Origin of the sequence: Arthrobacter sp. NPDC058127 (genome assembly GCF_042884555.1) — a bacterium.
In the GTDB taxonomy this organism is placed as follows: Bacteria; Actinomycetota; Actinomycetes; order Actinomycetales; family Micrococcaceae; genus Arthrobacter.
This window is the reverse complement of sequence record NZ_JBHVTT010000011.1, coordinates 86,173-105,683: the sequence shown is the minus strand read 5'-3', so window position 1 is coordinate 105,683 and position 19,511 is coordinate 86,173. Positions and strand designations below refer to the sequence as shown.

The window sequence follows — 19,511 nt, the reverse complement described above, 5'->3', positions numbered from 1 at the left end:
TTGAGGAATGCAGACTCCGAGCAAAACCAGCCAGCTAGGACGGCCCCGGACACCGAGGCTCTCGCGGAAGGCGATCGGCCGCGCGGCGCTTGAGATGTTCGAGGAGGAAGAGAGCCTTTCGATCCCGCGGCTCGCGGAACGCCTGGGCGTCAGGCAGTCATCTTTCTACAAGCACGTCACGGGTCGTCAAGAGATCATCGAACTGGCCCGTGGCGCGCTCGTAGACAGAGCTCCGATGCCCGAGTTGCCGTCCGGCAGCCTCGACGACGTCATCCGCGAGATCTTCGACTCCCTCCGCAAGGCCTACAGCCTAGTACCGGCACTCCTTCCCCTCCTGCTCACGCAGCCGGTGTCACACCCGGCAGCCTTGGAGCGATACGACCAGTTTGTCGAAGCGTTCGAGATTGCGGGGGCGCCACGGCACCTCATCATTCCCGCGTTGGAAACCCTCGACAGCGCAGCGATTGGCGCGAGCCTCGACGCAATGACGATGGAATCCGCATGGAGCATCAACGAAGAGGAGGAAGGCACGTATCCCCATCTGTTCGCGGCAAAGAAAGCCGTGGCAGAGCACCCGGTAGACCGCTTCGCGTTCCTGGCCGATGTCCTTTCGGCCGGATTGAAGGCGGCCATCGACGACGACTGATCCTCACCGGGCGGACGTCGGAAACCCGAACACAACAAGGAGTTACATCTTGACCACGCCCGAGCCCATCGATCTCGTCATCCTCTCGTCCAGCATCCTCCACGGCGAGGCGCTCACAGAGACCGCCGGTTTCGTCGCCATCTCAAATGGCCGGATTGCGCACATCGGCCGGGCCGACGCCGACACCAACCAAGCCGCCGAATGGACCGCACGAGCCAAACAGGTGTTCGACGTCGGCGACGCAACGGTCTGCCCCGGCCTGGTTGACGCCCACATCCATCCCATCCACGGCGCGGACATCGCCCGTGGCCTTGACCTGGGCGGGATCACCCAGCTCGACGACGTCCGCGCCGCCCTTGTGCGGTACGCCGCTTCCACGCCGCACGCCGTCGGCTCCGATTGGCTGTTCGCTTGGGGCCTCGACCCTGTCATCTTCGGGGATGGGGGCTTCAACAACTCCCTCTTCGACGGCATCCTCGACGACGAACTCGTGTTCATCACCCTGTTCGACGGCCACGCCTCGCTGGTCTCCGAAGCCGCCCTCCAGCTCGCCGGGGTCACCGGAACGGAAGAACTGCCGAGCACCGGCTATGTCGGCGTTGACCAGCTCGGCAAGCCCAACGGCATGCTCTACGAAATTGCCGCCCAGGAGCTTGTCCGCGGCGTCCTCCCCCGACTCTCCTTCGAGCAGCGCGTCGACGACCTCGGGAAACTCCTGCGTTCCATGGCCGAATCCGGACTGGTAGCAGGCCAGATGCTGGACTTCGGGGCCCCGGACACTTTGGAAGTGCTGGAGGCCTTGGAGCGGAGGGGCGAGCTCGCCATCCGGCTGCGGATCTCCCCTTGGGTTATGCCCGGCGCCACCGAGGAGGACTTGAAGGCCATGCTCGCGATGCAGGGCAGGCACGGCAGGCGCTGGCACGTTCACGGCATCAAGCTCATGATGGATGGAACCATCGACAACGGCACGGCGTGGCTCTTTGAGCCCGACACCCACGGAGAATCGCTCCATCCGCTCTGGCACGATCCTGAAGCCCTCGCCGCAGCCATGAAGTTCTTCCACGAACACCGGATCCCCACCACCACCCACGCCATCGGCGACCAGGCCGTTTCCTTCGTCGCGCGGACCATCGGAGCCCTCCCCAAGAACGGCCCGGTCCACCGGATCGAGCACATTGAGTCCATCCCGGACTCGGTTTTGGCGGATATCATCAGCGCGGGGGCCGCTACCAGCCTGCAGCCGACGCATTGCGCCCTCTACAGCCGCGCCGACCACACCGACAACTGGTCCCGCAGGCTTGGCAGCGAACGGGCCAACCACGCGTGGCGGACCCGCGATCTCCGCGACGCAGGAGCCATCGTAGCGCTCGGATCGGACTGGCCCATCGCTCCATTCGACCCGCGGGCGATCATCGCCTCAGCCCAGACGCGCCGCCCGGCCGGCCGGCCCGACGTCGAGCCCGTCCAACCCCAGCAGGCGCTCTCCGCTCGTGCCGCGCTCGAAGGCTACACGAGCCAATACTGGAGGTCTGTCGGTGAAGAAGGTGGAATCGTGGAAAGGGGGGCCCGCGCCGATCTGACGGTGGTCCGGCACAACCCCCTGACCACCGCGCCGGACGAATTTGCGCAGTCGCCGGTGATCCTGACCATTGTTGACGGTGAAATCGTTGTTGATAACCGTCAGGCGCTTACGGCGGGAGTCACTCTGGATTCCGTCCAGAGGGCCTAGGCGAGGGCCTCTTCGAGCGCCTCAATGAGCTTCTCGGAATCGGGCTCGACGGCGGACGGGAAGCGGGCGAGCACCTCGCCTTCGCGGCTCACGAGGAACTTTTCGAAGTTCCACTTCACCTTCTGCGGTTTGGAGCCGTCGGCGGTCCGGGTCAGCTCGGCATACAGGGGGTGCTGCTCCTTGCCGCGGACCTTGGACTTGCTCGCGAGCGGGAACGAGACTCCAAAATTGCGCTGGCAGAAGTCCGCGATCTCGGCGTCGGAACCCTGTTCCTGGCCAGCGAACTGGTTGCACGGCACACCCAGAATCTCGAATCCACGGTCACGGTATTTGCCGTAGAGCTCCTCAAGTCCCGAGTACTGGCGCGTGAAACCACACTTCGAAGCCACATTGACTACTAGTACGGCTTTGCCCTCGAAACGCCCGAAGTCGGCCTGGGAGCCGTCGTTGAACGTCAGGGGGATGCTGTAGAGCGGGGACATTGAATCGCTTCCTTACGACGTGGAACCTTGGCAAACTGCCGCATTCGAGTCTACGCGCGGCAGGACGGTTGGGTGCGCGCCAGTAAAGCGATGACTTCTACGGCTTAGGGGACGCCGTTTTGGTAGTTGCAGTGACCGACGGCGTGGGGCTGCTGGGCGCTGGCGTCGCGGGCTCGGTAGGCGCCGACGGCGTGGGCGGAGGCGGAGTTGACTGGGTGTTCGTCACGGTCGGCGCCGGAGCGGGGAGGCTCGACGTCGGGGCCACCGTGGGCGGTGTGGTCAAGGTGGGCGCCTGCGTCACCACAGGCGGAACTATCGCCGTGGGCGGGACTGTCGCCGTCGGCGCCTGCGTCACCACAGGCGCTTGCGTCCCGGTGGGAGCCGGCGACGGCGATGGGCTCGGGGTGCCGCCCGTTGTCTTACTTGGCGTGGGAGTAGCGGTTGTCGAGGGCGTCGGCGTCGCGGTCGGGGTGCCAGTCGGGCTCGGCGTCGGCGTCCCTGTCGGGCTGGGCGTCGCCGTCGGCGAACCGGTCGGCGTCTTAGTCGGGGTGCCAGTCGGGCTGGGCTTCGCCGTCGGGGTGCCGGTCGGCGTCCCAGTCGGGCTCGGCGGCACAACCTTTGTCTCCTGCACCCCGCCGGTCACCGCCTGTCCAGAGGGCACGGCTCCCGGGTCAGTCGGCACGGCCCCGGGGATCGACCAGACAGACCCCGGCGAGGTCGCAGTGGCGGAACCTGGCTGGTAGCTCACCATCGGGATATCGCCGAGGGGATCCACCTGCTTGGTTGGCAGGAACGTCCAGTTCATGGGGTTGGTGTAGACGCCGTTGAGGATCGTCTCGAAGTGCAAGTGGCAACCCGTTGAGGAACCCGTGGTTCCCACCCTGGCAATGACCTCGCCCACCCGGACCGATTGCCCCTTGACGACGGCGATGCCCTGCAGGTGGTTGTACGTCGTAACGAGGCCGTTGCCGTGATCGATTTCCACGCGATTGCCGCCACCCCATGGGTGCCACCCCACGGCCCGTACCACGCCGGAGTCGGCTGCGTAGACGAGCGTGCCGCAAGCCGCGGCGAAGTCCTGTCCCCAGTGGAACTCCCCCGGCAATCCGGTGAAGGGATCTATCCTCAACCCGAAGGGAGAGCTCGGAAACAGCATTTCGAGCGGCGCGTAGAGTTTCCCTGCAGGGGGCCGGTCGAGGGAACTCGACGCGACATTGAGGGTGCCTACGCCGTTCTTGTCGAGGGTTTGGACCGGGGAGCGTTCAAAAGACACCGTGGCTTTGCCACCTGCTTGGACCGGGGCCGATGAGGGGCTTTGAGGCACTGTCTCCTGCGCGCTGGAGGTGGCACCGTCCGTGGGCAGCATGCCGGGTTCGACTTGCCCTGTGGCCAAGGATCCGTCACTTGCCCGTCCGCCTAAACCCGGGCCCTGGAAACCAAAAGCGAGGATCACCACGACAGCAAGGAAGCATGCCGAAAGGACCCGGCCAAATTTCCTTGTGAGCACCAGATCGACAACCTGGCCAGACTCATGATGCTTTCCCACAGCGGCTCCTGAGACAGGCGCTCATCCCCAGTACGGGCGCGCTTGTCCCATTGTGGCCGCTATGAAATCGAATGGGAACACTCGACTTCATACTTGGCCGGTCCGCGAAACACTCGCCGGACCATGGCGGGCTACTCGCCGAGGTTCTCCTTCAGCAAAGCCCGGTGCTCGACGGCGGCATCCGAATGCAGCGCGCGGCCGGCGTCGGTCAGTTCGAGGTACAGCGAGCGCCGGTCATCCGTGCAGGTTACGCGGGAGACCAGTCCGGCTTTCTCCAAGCGGTCAACAACCTTGGAGACGGCGCTCTGGGTCATGGGAGTCCGCTCCCCGAGTGCCTTCATTCGGCAGGCTGAGTCAACGCTTTCGGCAACGAGATCGAGGATTTCGAATTCGTTCAGGCCGATGTCGAACTTGGCTTCGAGGGCGCGGTCGATCGCGGCCGCGGTGCGGAAGTACGAGTTCTGGATGCTGCGCCATTGCTCAACCAGCTGGCGATCCTGCGTTGTTGCCATGGCCCGATTCTAGTCGAAACCCTAAATAAAGTCCACGTCATAAGATTCCTAGTCATATTCCTTGTCATTGAATGACGCGTCATATAGATTGATGTGCATGACTTCACCAAGCACCCTCACTAGATCTGCCGAGCAGCTCCATACAGCCGTCCGCTGGACCCGGGCCCAGTGGCTGCTGCTAATGGTGGTGTGCACAGTTCTGGCCCTCGACGGCCTGGACGTCTCCATGGTGGGCGTAGCCCTTCCCTCCATCGGCCACGAACTCCACCTCGGAACCGATTCCCTGCAGTGGATCGTTTCCGCCTATGTCCTGGGCTACGGGAGCCTGTTGCTCCTAGGCGGGCGGCTTGCCGACCTGCTGGGCCGGCGTCGGATCTTCCTGATCGCCTTGACCGTGTTCGCCGCGGCATCACTCCTCGGCGGCCTCGTGAACGATCCAACCCTCTTGATCGCCACGCGATTCGTCAAAGGCCTGGCCGCCGCGTTCACTGCCCCTACCGGGTTCTCCATCATCACCACCAACTTCGCTGAAGGCCGCGAGCGCAACAAGGCTCTGTCCATCTTCACCACTTTCGGCGCGAGCGGCTTTTCGCTCGGGCTGGTGGTTGGCGGGCTCATGACCAGCTTGAGTTGGCGCTGGACCTTCCTGGTATCGGTACCGATCGCCGTCGCCGTCGTACTTCTTGGCATGCTGTTCATCCCCCGTGACAAGCCATCCACGGAAGGGAGCGGCCATGATGTCTGGGGCGCGGTCACCCTCGCGCTCGGCATGCTTGGCCTCGTGTACACCTTGGTTTCAGCTCCGGAGAAGGGCTGGGGATCTGTGGCAACAATCGCCGGATTCGCCATCTCTGCCGCCGTGCTGGCAACCTTTGCTGTCATCGAAAACCGCGTCAAGCACCCGCTCATCCGCTTCGGCATCCTTCGTGAGGGCTGGGTGGCCCGCGCCAACCTGAGCGCCATTGGATTGTTCGGCTCCTACCTGAGCTTCCAGTTCATCCTCACCATGTACCTGCAGTCGGTGCTCGGCTGGTCTCCCCTGGGCATGGCGCTTGCCTTGCTTCCTACCGGGCTCCTGGTGGCAACGAGCGCGCCCTTCGCGGACAGGTTCATCGAGAAATTCGGCGCTCCGAGGCTCATCCTCACCGGCCTGACCGCCATGGGACTGGGCTACGTCTTGTTCCTCCGCGTTGGAACCTCACCCAACTACGTGCTGGACATCCTTCCCTCGGTCATCCTGCTGGGCATCGGTTTCGCCTTGGCTTTCCCGTCCATCAACGTCCAAGCCACCGCCGGCATCCGGGATTCGGAGCAGGGTCTGGCCGCCGGACTCATCCAGACCAGCACGCAGGTTGGCGCAGCTTTGGTCCTTGCCGTGACGACGGCCCTCGTCAGTGGGCATGACACCGGCGCAGGCACAAACAGCACCGTCAGCGCGGCAGCCATGCTCGATCAGTACCGGCCCGGCCTGGTCCTGAGCGCTGCCGTAGCGATCGCGGCCCTGCTGGTGGCAGCGTCCCCGGCGCGCCGCCGTCGGGCACTTGTTGAGCAACCCGCAGCCTAAGAGGATTCGCGCGAGAGGTGCCGGCCCGCTGTTTCCACAGCGGGCCGGCACCTCGGCGTTCACCCAGCACGTCTGCGTAAACAAGACGGCACCTTGCGCCAACAGAATGCTGCGCAACAATGGACCATGGTCAACTTCCTAAAGAAGTGGCAAGCAGAACTGCGGATGACTTTTACGGGTCACCCGCAGTCCACTCCCGACTGGGTGCTGCAACTTGAGGAGGGAAACGACCCCGGATACCACCTTCCCGGATCGGCCGTCTGGGCTGTCCACGGTTCCATGTCCACGATCGTCGCGGGAATCCGGGTGCTGCTCATGCAGTCCCTGCACCCCGGCGCTTTGGCGGGCGTGTACGACCATTCAGGTTTCAAAAGGGATCCCCTCGGGCGGCTGGCAAACACCATCCGTTGGATCTTCACCGTGAGCTACGGCTCCATGGATGCCGCGCACACGGCAACCCACTTCGTGCGGCGGGTGCATGACTCCGTCAAGGGCAGCTACGTTGACGCCCAAGGACAGACCCGCGAGTACTCAGCCAACGATCCCGAGCTTCTCCGCTGGGTCCACGTCGCGTACGCGGATTCCTTCGTGGCGGCGCACAGGATCTGGGGTGGGTCGGTCCCCGGCGGCGCCGACGCCTATATCCGCGAGTGGGCGCAGGCGGGCCGCCTGATGGGAGTCGAGGACCCTCCCCTGAGCCTTGCGGAAGTGACGGCGGAAATGGACCGCTGGTACGCGTCCGGACATCTCCGCGCTGACGAGCGGCTCAGGGAAACCATCGATTTCATCAGGTATCCCCCGTTGAAGGCGTCGCTGCAACCCGGTTACCGGATTTTGTTCGCCGCGGCCGTGGCTAGCCTGGAGCCCCGGTATCGGGAACTGTTGGGGCTGGAAAAAGCCCGTTTTGGCCCCATCCCGCTGCCGTCGATTCTCGCCGCGCGGGTGGTCCTCGCCGTCGTGCGCCTGACGTTGGGCCGCAGCGGCCCCAGCGAGCAGGCCGCCCGGAAACGGTTGCGGCGCTTGGGGTACGAGGCGTAAACGCAAAGAAGCCCGGCTGAACGGCTTGTGGCCGTCCCTCCGGGCTTCTTTGACGAATCGCTAGATCAGCGCGTCCGACAGGTGGTTCGGAGTGCCGAAGCGGTGTGCCGTGATGCTGATGGCCTGTTCGTGCAGGAACGGCAGCATCTCGATGCGTCCGGCCGGGGTCACCGTGCCGTGGTAGATCGCGACGTCGGGGCGGCCGCCGGTGGCGGCGCTCAGGGCGCTGCTGTCCCCGCCGATCAGGCGGATGCGGCCACCGTTGATGCCTGCCGCGGAAGCCAGCCATTCGGCGTCGTTCTGGATGCGGGTGCTCACGCCGAGCCCCGCGAACGCTGCGATGACAGATTCGGGAAGCTCGACGGCGGAGGATACCGTGAGTGCCGAACCCGCCACTGCACCGGCTGCTACGACGCGAAGCAAGTCCACGAGCTTCCCGCCCTCGGACAGGCGGATGGTCACGGGGATGGCCCGGTACCGGAAGACGTTGCGCTCGGCGCTCAGGCCGGAGACGTCCTTGCGGGTGCCGAATTCCGTGACCCACGCCGCGGCGTCGCTGAAGAGCGCCTTCTGCAGGGCCTCCGCGTCGCTGGCTTCGACAAGCGAGCCTGCGGCCTTGGCTGCGGCCAGGATCGAAGCGGCTGCACCCTTGAGCGTGGCACCGCGCTTGGCGGCCGGCTCCGCGGGGAGCCAGCTGCCCAGTCCCACCAGGTAGTTGGGTCCGCCGGCCTTGGTGCCCGCGCCCACGGCGGACTTCTTCCAACCGCCGAACGGCTGCCGCTGGACGATTGCACCCGTGATGCCGCGGTTCACGTAGAGGTTGCCGGCCTGGATCGTGTCCAACCAGACGCCCATTTCATCGGAATCGAGCGAGTGCAGCCCGGCGGTGAGGCCGTATTCGATCTCGTTCTGGATGGCGATAGCTTCTTCCAAGGTGGACGCCGTCATGACGCCGAGGACCGGGCCGAAGAACTCGGTCAGGTGGAAGTAGGAGCCACGCTTGACGCCGAAGCGGATGCCCGGGGACCACAAGCGGCCGGTGTCGTCGAGCTTCTCGGGCTTCACGGCCCAGGTCTCGCCGTCGCCGAGGGTTGTCAGCGCGTTGAGGAGCTTTCCGTTAGCCGGCTCGATGATCGGACCCATCTGGGTTGTGGCCTGCTCCGGGTAGCCCACCTTGAGCGAGCGGGCGGCGTCAATCAGCTGGTTGTGGAAGCGCTCGGACGTGGCAACGGAACCCACCAGGATCACCAGCGAAGCGGCGGAGCACTTCTGTCCCGCGTGCCCGAATGCCGAGTACACGACGTCCTTGGCGGCGAGATCGAGGTCCGCGTGCGGGGTGACGATGATGGCGTTCTTGCCCGAGGTCTCCGCGAGCAGCGGGAGGTCCTGCCGGAAGGAGCGGAAGAGCTCAGCGGTCTCGTAGCCGCCGGTGAGGATCACGCGGTCAACGCTGGGGTGCGAGACCAGCTGGGTGCCGAGCTCGCGTTCTTCGAGTTGCACGAGCGCCAGCACTTCGCGCGGCACACCGGCCTCCCACAGCGCGTCCACCATGACGGAACCGGAGCGGCGCGCCTGCTTTGCGGGTTTGATCACGACGGCGGATCCCGCCGCGAGTGCCGCCAGCGTGGAGCCGGCGGGAATCGCCACAGGGAAGTTCCACGGCGGGGTCACGACGGTGAGCTTCGCTGGGACGAACGTGGCGCCGTCGACCGTTTCCAGGTCCTTGGCCCGCTCGGCGTAGTAGTGCGCGAAGTCGATTGCTTCGCTGACTTCGGGGTCGCCCTGTTCGATCGTCTTGCCGGTCTCGGAGGCCATGACCTCGAGGAGCTCGGCGCGGCGGGATTCCAGGATGTCGCCTGCGCGGTGCAGGATGGCTGCGCGCTCGGCAGCCGGCATGACTCCCCAGGCTTTGCCGTGATCCACGGCGGTGGCAATAATGCGGTCCAGTTCCTGGGAATCGCTGACCTTGCTGGCTTCAACAATCGCGTTTCCGGCGGTGGAGCCGGGAATACGGTCCAGGATGGCGCGGCCCCAGGCACGGTTGGCGGGCAAGGCAGGATCGGTGTCCGGAGTGTTGGCAAAGCCCTCTTTGCCCGCCGAGACCGCGGGCTTATTGCGGTCCTGGGTCCGGTTGGGGGCCGGAATAGTGTCGTCCAGCTCAGCGAGGGAGGCGAGGAAACGCTGCTTCTCGCGTTCGAACAGGGTTCTGCTTTCTGGGGAGTTCCCCCCAAGCTCGAACACCGCGGACATGAAGTTGTCCTGGCTGGCGCCTTCTTCGAGGCGGCGGATCAGGTAAGCGATGGCGACGTCGAACTCGCCTGGGTGCACTACCGGTGTGTACAACAGGAGGCTGCCGACGTCCTTGCGGACGGCCGTGGCCTGGCCCGTCGCCATGCCGAGCAGCATCTCGAACTCAATGCCCGCCGTAACGCCGCGCTCCTTGGCCAGCAGCCACGCGAAGGCCACGTCGAAGAGGTTGTGGCCGGCGACGCCGATCCGGACCGCATCGATGTGTTCGGGGGTGAGCGCGTAGTTCAGGACGCGCTTGTAGTTGGTGTCCGAATCCTGCTTGGTGCCCCACGTAGCGAGCGGCCAGCCCTGGATGGACGCCTGGACCTGTTCCATAGGCAGGTTGGCGCCCTTGACGACGCGCACCTTGATGGGAGCGCCGCCGTTTGCCCGGCGGGCCGCAGCCCATTCCTGCAGTTCCTGCATGGCCGAGAGCGCGTCCGGGAGATAGGCCTGCAGCACGATGCCGGCCTCGAGGTTCTTGAATTCGGGCTTGTCCAGGATCCGGGTGAACACGGCCATGGTCAGGCTGAGGTCCTTGTATTCCTCCATGTCCAGGTTGATGAACTTGGGCTTGGGGAAAGATACGGCCAGCTCGTAGAGCGGGGTGAGCTTCTCCACCACGTGGGCCACGGCTTCGTCGAAGGCCCACAGCGAGTGCGGGGCCACCGTGGAGGACTCCTTGATGGAGACGTAGTCGACGTCGTCACGGGCCAGGAGCTTGAGGGTCCCCTCGAGCCTGCGGCTGGCTTCGCGTTCGCCCAGGACGGCCTCGCCCAGCAGGTTCACGTTCAGGTGGACGCCGTTCTGCTTGATCTTGGCGATGGCCGGGCCGAGCTTGGCATCCGTGGCGTCCACGATCAGGTGGCCCACCATGTCACGGAGGACTTTGCGGGCGATCGGGATGACCACCTGCGGCAGGACCGGAGCCATCACGCCGCCGGTGCGCACAGCAGCGCGCATGTACCAGGGCAGGAAGGCCGGGACCTTGGGGGCCAGCTTGGCCAGGTTGCGGCCGGCGACGGACAGGTCCTCGGGGCGGATGACGCCGTCGACGAATCCCACGGTGAAGTCCAGGCCGTTCGGGTCCTTGAGTACGCCGGCGAGGCGCTGTGCGGAAAGGTCAACGGGCACCTTCGAGGCTTCGGTGAGCCAGTGTCGAACCAGTTGGATGGCTTCGTGGGCCAACTCCTGGAGGTGTCCGGATTCCGGGGTTGATTGTGTCCTGGCGTCGATGCTCGAATCCCGGGTTGGTGTGCTCATGCGCTTCGTTCCTTTGGTGCGGAGAGTCCTTTGTTTCCATCAGTATGGATCTACAATCAGATTAGGAAAAGCGATCTTTTCTGAAGAATATTCATTAGATTTCTCGACCCTTCTGGAGGGCCAATGCTGGACGTCCGCAGGCTGCGCTTGCTGCACGAATTGAAAATCCGCGGAACCCTCGCAGAAGTGGCGGACGCGATGAAGTACAGCCCGTCCTCTGTGTCCCAGCAATTGACTTTGCTGGAGAAGGAAGCCGGCGTGAAACTGCTGAGAAAATCCGGCCGACGAGTGCAACTGACGCCGCAGGCCGAGATCCTCGTGGAGCACGCGGCAGCGGTGCTGGCCACCCTCGAGCGGGCAGAGACGGACCTCGCGGCGTCTCTCTCCACGGTGACCGGCACGGTCCGGCTGGCCGTGTTCCAAACCGCCGCCCTGGCCCTCATGCCGGACTTCCTCACCATCATGAAGAGCGAGTATCCCGAAGTACGCGTCGAAATGATCCAACGCGAGCCGGAGACTGCGCTCTACGAAACGTGGGCCCGCGACTTCGACATCGTGGTAGCCGAGCAGTACCCAGGGCACGCGGCACCGCATCATCCCGGCCTGGACCGGGCCACCCTGACCAGCGACGCCATCAGGCTCGCCACTCCCCCGATTGGCCTTGGCGGCGAATCGATTTCCTCGCTCGCGGACACGGCTGCGCTGCCATGGGTCATGGAACCGCATGGCGCAGCGTCCCGGCACTGGGCGGAGCAAGCATGCCGCTCCGCCGGCTTCGAGCCCGACGTCCGCTACGAAACTGCCGATCTCCAAGCGCAAATCCGGCTTATCGAGTCCGGCAATGCCGTGGCCCTCATGCCGGACCTCGTCTGGACAGGGCGGACCACGCCGGTCCAACTGCTGGACCTCCCCGGGCTCCCCAAGCGGACAGTCTTCACGTCGACCCGCACCGCCGGCCGGATCCACCCTGCAATCCTGGCGTGCCGGGAGGTGCTGGAACGGGTGGCTGCGGAACGGATGTAGGGCTTTGGGTGGGGATTGGCTCGCGCCGTCGCAGCCAATCCGGCGCTTGTTTCTCATCCGACAGGGAACAGGAGCCGGTCCTGGAAGCAATCGCCGGTTTCAGCAACGCAGCTTGAGAGGAATCCGAGGCCTGCCAGCGAGCCCGGTTTTAGGGGCCCGGGGAACGCAAAAAGGCCCCGGTCCAAAGACCGGGGCCAAACGCGGAGAATGGGGGATTTGAACCCCCGAGGGCGTTAACCCAACACGCGTTCCAGGCGTGCGCCATAGGCCGCTAGGCGAATTCTCCATGCTTCTGAATCAAAAGCAGACTCCACTGTACCCGAGAATTTCGGCATCGCCCAATCGGGACATTCATGGTGTCGAGTGGGCCCTCCGTGCGCTTAAACGTAAAAATGGACGCCCCCAATGCGTCCATTCCTCCGGCACTCCGTTGAGCTGCTGGGTCCAGCCCCTGAAACCAGGCCCTGCAGCTCACAATCTTGAGATTGCCCCAATCGGTGTACATACCCATAGTCCGCCGCGTTCAACGGTTTGGCAATGGAGATTAGAAACCATCCTTTGACCTGTTTTTGGGCGGCCACTGGGAGGATGGTGCAATGAGCCAACTGCACGCCCTCGTTGTCTACGTCCCGGCATCCCACATTGAGAACGTGCTGGCAGCGATCGGCGATGCCGGGGCCGGCAGAATCGGGGACTATTCGCATTGCTCCTTCACCACTCCGGGCACTGGACGCTTCACTCCAATGCCCGGAGCACAGCCGTTCATCGGAGCCGTGGGGCAAGGCGAAGCAGTGCCGGAAATCCGGGTCGAGTGCGTAGTTGAAGCGGACATGCTCGACGCCGTAGTGCAAGCCCTGCGCTCGGCCCACCCGTACGAAGAGCCAGCGTTCATGACGTGGCCCGTGAACGGCTGGCGCTAACCCACTGGACATGTCCATTTTCTGGCTCTTACAGGGGACATGTCCGCGAATTCGGAGGGCTCGATAACTTCGGGTAAGCTTGTCGACGGCCCCTCATGTGGCGTCATCCTGTTGAACTCCCCCAGGACCGGAAGGTAGCAAGGGTAGATGGGCTCTGGCGGGTGCATGAGGGGTCTCTTATTTAAATGTCAGTCCCTATAGGTAGGTTTCCCCTGTGACTGTTACTACTGCTCTTTACCGCAGATATCGCCCCGATTCTTTCGCGGACGTTATCGGGCAGGAACACGTCACCGAGCCGCTCATGACGGCCCTGCGCAAAAACCGGGTCAACCATGCCTACCTCTTCTCCGGCCCCCGCGGCTGCGGAAAAACCACGTCCGCCCGCATCCTCGCCCGCTGCCTCAATTGCGCCGAAGGCCCCACGGACACTCCCTGCGGCAAATGCAACAGCTGCGTCGAACTGGCCCGCGGCGGCTCCGGATCCCTCGATGTCATCGAGATCGACGCCGCCAGCCACGGTGGTGTGGACGACGCCCGGGATCTCCGCGAACGCGCCACCTTCGCCCCTGTGCGGGACCGCTACAAGATCTTCATCATTGACGAAGCCCACATGGTCACCTCTGCAGGCTTCAACGCGCTGCTGAAGATCGTCGAAGAGCCGCCGGAACACATCAAATTCATCTTCGCCACCACGGAGCCGGACAAGGTCATCGGCACCATCCGTTCCCGCACGCACCACTACCCCTTCCGGCTGGTGCCGCCCGAGCCCCTGATGCAGTACCTCGAGCTTCTCTGCCAACAGGAGAACGTGCCCGTAGCTCCCGGCGTGCTCTCCCTCGTCATCCGGGCCGGCGGCGGCTCGGTGCGGGATTCCCTCTCCGTACTGGACCAGCTCATGGCCGGCGCCGGACCCAACGGCCTGGACTATGAACTCGCCGTCGCGCTGCTTGGATACACCCACGCTTCACTGCTCGACGACGTCGTCGAGGCAATCGCCGCGTCCGATTCCGCCACCGTTTTCCGTGCCGTGGACCGTGTCATCCAAACCGGGCACGATCCCCGCCGCTTCGTCGAGGATCTACTGGAGCGGTTCCGCGACCTCATCATCGTCCAGGCCATGCCGGAAAGCGCGCAAGCCATCCTCCGCGGCATGCCGGCGGACCAGATCGCCCGCATGCGTAGCCAGGCCAACAACCTCGGTGCCGCCGAGCTTTCCCGCGCCGCCGATGTCACCAACACCGCACTCACTGAAATGACCGGCGCCACATCGCCCCGGCTGCATCTCGAACTGCTCTGCGCCCGGATCCTGCTGCCCAGTTCCGAGCAGACCGAACGGGGCATCGCGGCCCGAATCGACCGCGTCGAACGCCGCCTCAACTACGGCGGAGCGCTTCCTCCCGCGGAAGCCCACACGGCGCCGGGAGCTATTGCGGCTCCTGCCACTGCCGCCGGGCCAACTGCCCGCCCAGCGGATCAACCAGTGGAACGCCCGACGGCGGCAGCCAGCCCCGTTCCCACCTCACCAGTGCTCGACTCACCTGTGTCCAGAGCAACTGCGTCTGGTCCAGCGGAGGTTGCTGAGGCTCCGGCTCCTGTCCATCCGCCTGTTTCCGGGGGATCGCCCAGGGAACAACTGACGCCGCCCCGGGTATCCACTACCGACTGGCCCGTGGACGAATCCAGGCAACAGGCAAGCCGCCCCGCCCACGAACCAGCTGCCCAAGCTCCGGCTCATCCAGCGGCAGAACATGACCGACCCCAGCCGGGTGTGGCACCAGCTCAAGCGCCCGCGCCGACCCAAACGCCCGCCCCAGCCCCAGCTTCGGCGTCAGCGCCTGCAGAACCGTCGGCGCCCGCACAACAGCCAGCCCCCGCACAGGCCCCGCGGCCCGCTACGGGTGGGGCCGATGTCGAGGTCATCCGGAGAGCTTGGCCCGATATCCTCCAGACGCTGACCAAGATCAAGCGCAGCAGTTGGGCCTTGGTCGGAGCGAACGCGCAGGTTGCACAGTTCGACGGCCAACTTCTGACTCTTGCATTCAGCACTGATGGGCTTGCGAGCGCCTTCAGCCGCGCAGACCATGCCGAGAACCTTCGCCAGGCCATCCACAAGACAATCGGCATCGACTGCCAGATCACTTCGGTCGTTGGCGGCAACAGCTCAGGTAGCTCTGAACCAAACCCAAAAGCACCGGCTGACCCGGCGCCCCCTGTAGGGGGTGGCGCCTCCCCGACTGTGTCGTCCGCCGTGGATAGCGCATGGGGACTTGCCCCTGCAGCACAAAGCCCTGCCGCCCCGGAAGCAGACAAGGCGTCCGCGACACCTGTGGTGCCGGCAGCGTCAGGGCAGGCTCCCTCCGTGCCTGGCGAGGCGTCCGAACGGACACTCGGGTACCAAGGGGCCCAGGCCTCGGAGGTTCCAAAGGCCCCGGCCTCGGCAGCTGCCCCGGCGACGTCCGCCGCAGCAGCTGCGTCGTCCGCAACGGCACCGACAGACCCGGCCGCGGACTACTCGTATTCGGACGATGATTGGGGTCCCCCGCGGGACGAGGACGCTCCCCCGCTGGACGAAGAACCGCCCATGGATTGGGAGCCGTCGGCTCCTTCGGGCTTCACTGCCATTCCCACGGCCGGCCCCGCAGCCGTAGCCCAGGCAGCCCCGGCAGTCGGCCCATCGGCCGCCGCTTCGCCACGCGGTGCTTCCGCGCCGAACAGCTCAGTCTCGGCCGCCTCCGCCCCCGCGAGCAAGCGCCCCACCCAAGCATCTCCGGAGAAAGCATCTTCGGAAAAAGCCTCGGAAGATCCGTGGTCCAGGGCTGTCGAGCACGCGCCGGGCTCGTGGGTTGTCGGCACGGAGTCCAACGTTGGTTCCGCGGCTTCGGGCACGTCCGCCGACCCCGGCGGTCAGGCCACTTCATCCGGGCCGGCGACGCCGAGTCCCGTCTATGAACCTGCCGCCGCGCAGATTCCAAACCAACCGCAGGCTTCAGCACCTGCGCAGGCAGCGGCCACCGCGCCCGCCGCCGATTGGTCAACGACGTGGTCGGCGCCCCAGCCCACTGCCTCCAGTCCCGCACCGCCAGCGGGCGCAACCCCAGCAGCCGCACCGCCAGCCGGCACGCCGCCGGCCACAACGACGCCGCCCGGAGGCGAAACCGCGCGTCCGGCCGTTGCACTCGCGCAAGCCACTCCGTCTGCCCCTGCCTCAGCCTCTGCCTCAGAGTCGGCGCCTCCGGGGACCGGGAAACAGAGCCTGTACCAGCGGCTTTCGAACAGCCCCGAAGCCATGGCTGGGCGCGAGAAAGCACCGGCACGGGCCGCCGTCGCTCCCGGCACCGTGGTGGAAGACATCCCGAGTGCCGACGACGAAACCATCGAGGAGTCGGGAGTCTTTGGACGGGCCGCCGTCGAGCGTATTCTGGGCGGAAAGCTACTGGAAGAACGGTCGCTGGACAGCATGCGCCGCTAACAAGCGGACGACGTAACCACACCCTGCGCGGGCCCGCACGGTGTCGGCCGGGGAACCCCATGGAACCCTGCGAGAGCCCGCCGGCGCACAAAAAGGTGCCACCAAACCGCGACGCGTGCCGAACAGCGACGGCGTCCACACCGAACGAACGAGGACATTGTGTACGAAGGCGCAGTACAAGAGCTGATCGACGAGCTCGGCCGGCTGCCCGGCGTCGGGCCGAAGTCGGCGCAGCGCCTGGCCTTCCACATCCTTGAGGCCGATCCCGAGGACATGAAGCGGCTCGTCGCGGCCATCACCACAGTCAAGGAACGGGTGAAGTTCTGCACTGTCTGCGGCAATGTCACCGAGCAGGAGCTGTGCAACATCTGCCGCGATCCGCGACGCGACCCCTCCGTGATCTGTGTGGTCGAAGAATCCAAGGATGTCCTGGCTGTGGAACGCACACGGTCCTTCCGCGGCCGTTACCACGTCCTGGGTGGGGCCATCAATCCGATCGCTGGCATCGGGCCCGACCAGCTCCGTATCCGCGAGCTCCTGACCCGGCTCAACGACGGCGCCATCCAGGAAATCATCATTGCAACCGACCCCAACCTTGAAGGCGAAGCGACGGCCACCTACCTGGCCCGCATGCTGAAGTCGATCGGCATCACCGTCACCAGGCTTGCTTCCGGCCTCCCCGTGGGTGGAGATCTGGAGTACGCGGACGAAGTTACCCTGGGACGGGCCTTCGAGGGTCGCCGCAACGCCCTCATGTAGGCGGCGCGCTGAAAGCCTACCGGCGAGCCACCCGGCTTACGCGATCCGCGTCCCGCTGGCCAGCCGGCTCGCGGGCGTCCGCAGCGAACGCCAGCCAAGCCACATGAGCAGAGCTGTCAGGACCAGTTGCAGGCCTAGTCCCAGCGGCCACAAGGGCGTCGTCTGCTTGAGGTATTGCGGCTGCGGCACGCCGTTGGCGCAAAGGTAGGTGCGTTCCGGGCCAGCGAGCGCGGACCTGGCTCCCTGGCTGATGCCCTCGATCATGCCGACCGAGTAGAACCCTGTCCCGTTCCGGTCCGGATACGGAATGGCGTCAGCCACCACCACGTAGGGATTCAACGCGAGCATCCACGCCACGCGGTCGGTCCGGATGGCCTGGTGCTCCACCAAGGGGCCCTCGCAGGTGTATGCCGGCTGCGCCGGTTCAAGCGGCTGCCCCTGCTGATTCGGCTGCACCGGCGCATACAAAACGCCACGGCCAACGGGAGAGTTGGCCAACACCGTCCCTTGGGCCAATTGCGATCCCAGTCCGAAGGAAATCAGCGATCCGACCACCAGCGCGGCGACTGCCAAGTAGGTCACCACGATCGAGAACAAGGGCCGCCCAGCAAGCGCCGAAATCCCCACTCCGATCCCGCAAACAACGGCCAGTTCCACCGCCAACATCAGCAAGGAAACCACGACGTGCCCCGGGGTCAGCCCGCCTTGGAACATTCCGAAGACAAGGAAGGGGGCACTTGTCGCCAGGAAGGCGAGCGCCGCGAGCCATCCCGCGCAGAACTTGCCCCAGAGAATCTGGCCCGGGGTCAGCAAGGTGATTTGCAGGATGGCGAGTGTGCCTCCGGCCCGGTCCCCGTTGATTGCATTGGCGGACAGCGCGGGCGCAACAAGCAGCGCAAAGAGGAGCACAAAGGCCAGCACGACCTCGAAGATCATGGACCCCGCCCCGTCCTGCGGCGAGAGCGCCGACGGCGGCATCGTGGACCGCCGTGCTTCCATGCTGGCATTCCAGGCGAGCCAGGTCAGCCACGTCACTACGGCGATCACAAAGAACCAGATGCCCAACATGATGTACCAGCCGCGGGAGCGCAGCCGTTGTTTCATCTCAAGGACCACGACGTCGCGTATCCCGCCAAGATAGCCGACGACGGCGTTCCCGCCTCCCGTAGCTCCCTGCGATCCCGCTGGAGGTCCCGCTGAAACAGGAACGGTTCCAGTCACGTCGCTCATCGTTTCTCCGTATCCAGGTTCATGTACGTCTCTTCCAAGGCACCGGCTGCGGGGGCGAAGGAAACCACGCCGATGCCGGACCGGACGAGTTCGCCCAAGAGGGCGGCAGCGCCGTCGTCGTGCGTCAACAGCAAGGTGACCGACGGGCGGCGGCCGGCTTCCACACGGTATTCCAGGCCTAGTTCGCTGAGCTTTGCTGTGAGGGCCTCGTTGTCGAGGGCTGTGATCGCGTAGCGCCGGCCCTGCAGGGCCGCCTCCTCGAGGGTCTGCTGCTTCACGGTCCGGCCTTGACTGACGAACACCGCTCCGTCCGCGATTTCATCGAGTTCACTGAGCACGTGCGAGGAAACCACCACGGCTTTCCCCTCCCCGGCCAGGCGTCTCAGCAGGTTCCGGAGCTCCACCCGGGATCCCGGGTCGAGGCCGGATGCAGGCTCGTCGAGCAGGAGCACGGAAGGGTCGTGGATGAGGGAACGGGCCAGGCTGAGCCTCTGTTGCTGGCCCCTGGAGAGGACCCGGGCCGGCTGGTCGGCAAGGGTGTCCAGGCGGACAAGTTCGAGCAAGCCGGCAACACGATGGGCAATGCCGTCCTTGGGCAGGCGGTAGAAGCGTGCCATCTGGACCAGGATTTCGCGCGCGGTCAAGGACTCCCACACTCCCAGGGTGTCCGGCATCCAGCCGATCCGAAGCCGCGCGGCGGCGCTGTCATGGACGGGGTCCAAGCCGTTGATCCTGATGGTTCCGGAGTCCGGCCGCAGAAGCGAGGCAAGCATGAGGAGGAGCGTCGTTTTGCCCGCACCGTTGGGCCCAATGAGCGCGGTGACCTTCCCTGCCGGCGCGTGGAAATCGATGTGCTCGACTGCGTGGACCGTGCCGAAGCGGCGTGAGACGCCTTCCGCGGATACGCCGAGGGCGCCACTGCCCGGCACGCTTGAACTTTCAGCTATGGACATGCTCTACTCACCTGTTTCCCCCAAACAGAACAAGTACGCTTCAATCCCGTGAGCCCACATGCCCCCAGGCTGCGTATTTCTTGATCGT

Annotated in this window: 14 protein-coding genes, 1 tRNA gene, 1 other RNA gene and 1 pseudogene; 10 read left to right on the top strand and 7 right to left on the bottom strand. The window is 65.3% G+C overall.

Annotated elements, in window-relative coordinates:
- Positions 1-7: 7 nt before the first annotated feature.
- Both ACFVTG_RS15410 and ACFVTG_RS15405 read left to right on the top strand, forming a co-directional pair.
- The gene (locus tag ACFVTG_RS15410; protein WP_284754561.1) at positions 8-646 is read left to right on the top strand and encodes a hypothetical protein; all 639 of its coding nucleotides are present in this window, start codon (positions 8-10) and stop codon (positions 644-646) included.
- Positions 647-695: 49 nt separating this feature from the next.
- Positions 696-2,375 (top strand): amidohydrolase, encoded by a 1,680-nt coding sequence (locus tag ACFVTG_RS15405; protein ID WP_390281704.1) that lies wholly within the window; start codon positions 696-698, stop codon positions 2,373-2,375.
- On the opposite strand, the gene ACFVTG_RS15400 is transcribed toward ACFVTG_RS15405, so the two are convergent.
- Positions 2,372-2,857 carry a glutathione peroxidase gene (locus ACFVTG_RS15400; protein ID WP_234752614.1) on the bottom strand — a complete coding sequence of 162 codons (486 nt, stop codon included), beginning with the start codon at positions 2,855-2,857 and terminating at the stop codon, positions 2,372-2,374. The two genes, ACFVTG_RS15405 and ACFVTG_RS15400, sit on opposite strands and share 4 nt — an antisense overlap.
- Positions 2,858-2,988: 131 nt before the next feature.
- Here ACFVTG_RS15400 and ACFVTG_RS15395 point away from each other — a divergent pair, with 131 nt between their 5' ends.
- Complete coding sequence (locus ACFVTG_RS15395) at positions 2,989-3,600, top strand: hypothetical protein (protein WP_390281826.1); 612 nt, start codon at positions 2,989-2,991, stop codon at positions 3,598-3,600.
- A 74-nt stretch (positions 3,601-3,674) separates the two neighbouring features.
- On the opposite strand, the pseudogene ACFVTG_RS15390 reads toward ACFVTG_RS15395, so the two are convergent.
- Both ACFVTG_RS15390 and ACFVTG_RS15385 read right to left on the bottom strand, forming a co-directional pair.
- Positions 3,675-4,013: pseudogene (locus ACFVTG_RS15390) on the bottom strand (M23 family metallopeptidase); the annotation flags it as partial.
- 521 nt (positions 4,014-4,534) lie between these two features.
- On the bottom strand, positions 4,535-4,915 hold the full coding sequence (locus ACFVTG_RS15385; protein ID WP_234752616.1) for a MarR family winged helix-turn-helix transcriptional regulator: 381 nt from the start codon (positions 4,913-4,915) through the stop codon (positions 4,535-4,537).
- 97 nt (positions 4,916-5,012) lie between these two features.
- Here ACFVTG_RS15385 and ACFVTG_RS15380 point away from each other — a divergent pair, with 97 nt between their 5' ends.
- Complete coding sequence (locus tag ACFVTG_RS15380; RefSeq protein WP_284754568.1) at positions 5,013-6,479, top strand: MFS transporter; 1,467 nt, start codon at positions 5,013-5,015, stop codon at positions 6,477-6,479.
- A 126-nt stretch (positions 6,480-6,605) separates the two neighbouring features.
- Positions 6,606-7,517 (top strand): oxygenase MpaB family protein, encoded by a 912-nt coding sequence (locus ACFVTG_RS15375; protein ID WP_284754569.1) that lies wholly within the window; start codon positions 6,606-6,608, stop codon positions 7,515-7,517.
- Positions 7,518-7,577: 60 nt separating this feature from the next.
- On the opposite strand, the gene ACFVTG_RS15370 is transcribed toward ACFVTG_RS15375, so the two are convergent.
- A complete protein-coding gene (locus tag ACFVTG_RS15370; RefSeq protein ID WP_390281701.1) occupies positions 7,578-11,069 on the bottom strand; it encodes a proline dehydrogenase family protein in 3,492 nt (1,163 codons plus the stop codon).
- A gap of 123 nt (positions 11,070-11,192) precedes the next feature.
- On the opposite strand from ACFVTG_RS15370, the gene ACFVTG_RS15365 reads away from it, so the two are divergent.
- Entirely contained in the window at positions 11,193-12,092 is a 900-nt protein-coding gene (locus tag ACFVTG_RS15365; protein WP_284754573.1) for a LysR substrate-binding domain-containing protein, read from the top strand.
- 201 nt (positions 12,093-12,293) lie between these two features.
- Here the strand turns inward: ACFVTG_RS15365 and ACFVTG_RS15360 are convergent.
- Positions 12,294-12,378, bottom strand: a tRNA-Ser gene (locus ACFVTG_RS15360).
- A gap of 310 nt (positions 12,379-12,688) precedes the next feature.
- On the opposite strand from ACFVTG_RS15360, the gene ACFVTG_RS15355 reads away from it, so the two are divergent.
- From ACFVTG_RS15355 to recR, 4 genes are all read left to right on the top strand, one after another.
- Positions 12,689-13,012 (top strand): hypothetical protein, encoded by a 324-nt coding sequence (locus ACFVTG_RS15355; protein ID WP_284754575.1) that lies wholly within the window; start codon positions 12,689-12,691, stop codon positions 13,010-13,012.
- A gap of 84 nt (positions 13,013-13,096) precedes the next feature.
- An RNA gene (gene ffs, locus ACFVTG_RS15350) (signal recognition particle sRNA small type) lies at positions 13,097-13,193 on the top strand.
- A 33-nt stretch (positions 13,194-13,226) separates the two neighbouring features.
- Positions 13,227-16,481 (top strand): DNA polymerase III subunit gamma and tau, encoded by a 3,255-nt coding sequence (locus ACFVTG_RS15345; RefSeq protein ID WP_390281696.1) that lies wholly within the window; start codon positions 13,227-13,229, stop codon positions 16,479-16,481.
- Between the two features lie 159 nt (positions 16,482-16,640).
- Positions 16,641-17,240 carry a recombination mediator RecR gene (gene recR, locus ACFVTG_RS15340; protein ID WP_284754578.1) on the top strand — a complete coding sequence of 200 codons (600 nt, stop codon included), beginning with the start codon at positions 16,641-16,643 and terminating at the stop codon, positions 17,238-17,240.
- Between the two features lie 36 nt (positions 17,241-17,276).
- Here recR and ACFVTG_RS15335 read toward each other — a convergent pair whose 3' ends face one another.
- Positions 17,277-18,470: an ABC transporter permease gene (locus tag ACFVTG_RS15335; RefSeq protein ID WP_390281692.1), complete on the bottom strand. Its 1,194-nt coding sequence runs from the start codon at positions 18,468-18,470 to the stop codon at positions 17,277-17,279.
- Entirely contained in the window at positions 18,467-19,423 is a 957-nt protein-coding gene (locus ACFVTG_RS15330; protein ID WP_284754582.1) for an ABC transporter ATP-binding protein, read from the bottom strand. The genes ACFVTG_RS15335 and ACFVTG_RS15330 overlap by 4 nt, the downstream gene beginning before the upstream one ends.
- Positions 19,424-19,511 lie beyond the last annotated feature (88 nt).

Coding starts and splice junctions, on each gene's coding strand:
- ACFVTG_RS15380 (WP_284754568.1), top strand. CDS start 5,013: ATGACTTCACCAAGCACCCTCACTAGATCTGCCGAGCAGCTCCATACA.
- ACFVTG_RS15365 (WP_284754573.1), top strand. CDS start 11,193: ATGCTGGACGTCCGCAGGCTGCGCTTGCTGCACGAATTGAAAATCCGC.
- ACFVTG_RS15400 (WP_234752614.1), bottom strand. CDS start 2,857: ATGTCCCCGCTCTACAGCATCCCCCTGACGTTCAACGACGGCTCCCAG.
- ACFVTG_RS15370 (WP_390281701.1), bottom strand. CDS start 11,069: ATGAGCACACCAACCCGGGATTCGAGCATCGACGCCAGGACACAATCA.
- ACFVTG_RS15335 (WP_390281692.1), bottom strand. CDS start 18,470: ATGAGCGACGTGACTGGAACCGTTCCTGTTTCAGCGGGACCTCCAGCG.
- ACFVTG_RS15355 (WP_284754575.1), top strand. CDS start 12,689: ATGAGCCAACTGCACGCCCTCGTTGTCTACGTCCCGGCATCCCACATT.
- ACFVTG_RS15410 (WP_284754561.1), top strand. CDS start 8: ATGCAGACTCCGAGCAAAACCAGCCAGCTAGGACGGCCCCGGACACCG.
- ACFVTG_RS15385 (WP_234752616.1), bottom strand. CDS start 4,915: ATGGCAACAACGCAGGATCGCCAGCTGGTTGAGCAATGGCGCAGCATC.
- ACFVTG_RS15375 (WP_284754569.1), top strand. CDS start 6,606: ATGGTCAACTTCCTAAAGAAGTGGCAAGCAGAACTGCGGATGACTTTT.
- ACFVTG_RS15330 (WP_284754582.1), bottom strand. CDS start 19,423: ATGTCCATAGCTGAAAGTTCAAGCGTGCCGGGCAGTGGCGCCCTCGGC.